Genomic DNA, 2,594 nt, shown 5'->3' on the forward strand with positions numbered 1-2,594 from the left:
ATGTTGTCCTCCGCTCGATCTGCGTTCGATGTGGCCTTATTCTTGGCCTGAATGATCTATTTGTAAAATCGTTATTTTGTATCGATGTATCGATTCTAACGATGGCAAAGATTGCCACTCGCCAGCGGAGAATGTCACCCGTCAGGCCAGTGCAGGAGCCCTCCCTTCCGCTGCCCCTCTCGCCAGCCGGCTTTCGAGCAGATCACCGCTCTGCGTCAGCAGCGGATAGGCGACAGAAGCCATCAGCGAGTTGATTTCCTTCAGTGCCCGCACCGCCTCCAGATGGATGTCGCTGGTGTCGATGCTCTGCGGCATTCCCGATTGCAGGCGCTTGAGGTGACGGTCGTGGCTCGTGCGTTCCAGTCTGCGCATATGCTCCTTCTCGACGACGAGTTGCCGCGCCGACTCGAGATCGCTCGACACCAGCACATTGAGCGCAAGCTGCATGTTGGCCATGACACGGTTGTGAAGCCCGGCCAGTTCGCTCCAGCCGTCGCGTGAAAAGCGCAGGTTCTTGTCACGCAGCTCCTGGGTGAGCACGAGCAGGTTCTTGGCGACGATATCGCCGGCGCGTTCGAGATTGATGGCGAAGTCGGTGAGCTCGATGCCGCGCTGCGCCTCGGCCGCGCTCATGCTGCCGCGATTGACTTCGGCAATGTAGAGCTTGATCTCGGTGTGGGCGCGGTTGACCTCCTCATCGAGTTTTTGGGCTTGGCGTATCTGGTCGGCGGTGCCGGCGTCGAAGAAATCCATCACCGGGCGCAGCATCACCTCGACGACTTCGCCCACGCGCAGCAACTCGCGGGTCGCACTGGCCAGAGCGAGACCGGGTGTGCGCATGACGGTGCGGTCGAGCGCGCTGGTGCGGCGTGACATCAGGTCCCCAGCCTCCCCTGCCTTTGCCGCTGGCCTGTCGGGGATCAGCAAGGTGGCGAGCTTTTCCATCGTGCCGGTGAACGGCAAGCAGCCGATGACGAGTACCAGATTGAAGGCAAGGTGCAGGTTGACCAGTTGGCGGCCTTCGGTTACGCCGAACAGATGCGCCGGGAAGGTCACGGCCTGAAGCGCAAACAAGGCGGCGAGCGCCGTCGTGCCGCGAAAGATCAGATTGCCAAGCGGGACACGGCGCGCCTCGACGGCATCGCCGCGTGTCAGCCACACCGCAATCAGCGCACCACCGCAATTGGCGCCGAGGATGAAGAACAGGCCGACCTCGACCGGCAAGACGCCTTGCGCGGCAAGCGTGACGAACAGCAGGATCGCCGCTACGCTGGAGTGGATCAGCCATGTGAACAGGGCAGCAGCGGCGAAGGCGGTGAAATAGTCCGCGCGCAGGTAGGAGATCACCAGTGGCAGCAAGGTGCTCTGCCGCATGGGTGCGGTCGCCTCGCCGATCATATGCAGCGACAACAGAACGAAGGCGACGCCCATCAGGATGCGTCCGCCCTGCTTGATGCCGCGCGCCTCGAACTTCAGGGCCATGGCGCCGCCGACCAGGATCAGCGCCGGCACCAGCCAGCTCAGATCGAACGACAGCACCTGGACGACCAGAGCGGAACCGAGGTCGGCGCCCAGCAGGATCGCCAGCCCCGCCGACACCGAAACCATGCCGCTGACGGCAAACCCGGCCGCCAGGATGGCGACTGCGGTCGAGCTTTGCAGCAGCACGGCAAGCACGGTGCCGACGCCCGCCGACCTGATCCGCGCACCCCGCGCCTGTCTCAGCGCATCGCGCAAGGCAGGGCCGCAGGCGCGCTCGACGCCCGTGCGCACCATGTGCACGGCCCAGAGCAGCAGCATGACGGCACCCGCCAGGTGCAGCAGGATGATGGAAAATTGCATAGCGACCTCCCGGCCAACGGCCGGCAGAGACGTCGACCCACACTCAGGCTGATGGCTGCCTAAACATAAGTCAAATCGTTCATTTCTATCTTTTCCCAAGCTGTACTTATGATAGGATGTTGGCGATTTCAGAAATGTCGGAGGCACGTAAGATGCGCTACGTCCAATTGCGGGCCTTTCACCAGGTGGCCATCTCCGGTGGCTTTTCACGCGCTGCCGAAGCGCTCTTCCTGACCCAGCCGGCGATCTCGGACCAGGTGCGCAAGCTCGAGGAAGAGTATGATGTGCTGTTGTTCAACCGCAACAAGAAGCAGGTCACGCTGACCCATTCGGGCCAAAAGCTGCTCGAGATAACCCACCGCATGTTCGATACCGAGCAACAGGCGCTGGAGTTGCTGACGGAGTCGCGCGCGCTGCGTTCCGGCACGCTACGCATCGTCGCCGATGCCGCACATCATCTGCTTCACATTCTCGGCAGCTTCCGGGCCCGCTACCCCGGCGTGCAGGTTTCGGTGCGCGCCGGCAACACCGAGACGGTGATCAGCAGCCTCTACAGCTACGATGCCGACATCGGCGTGCTGGGCGAGGTGCCGACAGGGCGCGATTTCGAGGTGCTGAAACTCAACTCGACGCCGATCATCGCGTTTGCATCCATCGACCACCCGCTGGCCGCGAAAAAGTCGCTCACCCTCAAGCAACTCGCGCAGGAATCGCTGGTCATGCGCGAGCGCGGTTCGAAGACGCGTCAGAAA

At 62.5% G+C, this 2,594-nt stretch carries 2 protein-coding genes; one reads left to right on the top strand and one right to left on the bottom strand.

Annotation, left to right across the window (positions count from 1 at the left end):
* Positions 1–141: 141 nt before the first annotated feature.
* Positions 142–1,842, bottom strand: a complete 1,701-nt coding sequence (locus EN893_RS28515) for a Na/Pi cotransporter family protein (RefSeq protein ID WP_127266986.1) — start codon at positions 1,840–1,842, stop codon at positions 142–144.
* A 152-nt stretch (positions 1,843–1,994) separates the two neighbouring features.
* Between EN893_RS28515 and EN893_RS28520 the strand changes: the two genes are divergently transcribed.
* Positions 1,995–2,594: LysR substrate-binding domain-containing protein (locus EN893_RS28520; protein ID WP_128361968.1), on the top strand; the 600-nt coding region annotated here is incomplete at its 3' end.

The organism is Mesorhizobium sp. M7A.F.Ca.CA.004.04.2.1, from assembly GCF_004022825.1.
Lineage (GTDB): Bacteria > Pseudomonadota > Alphaproteobacteria > Rhizobiales > Rhizobiaceae > Mesorhizobium.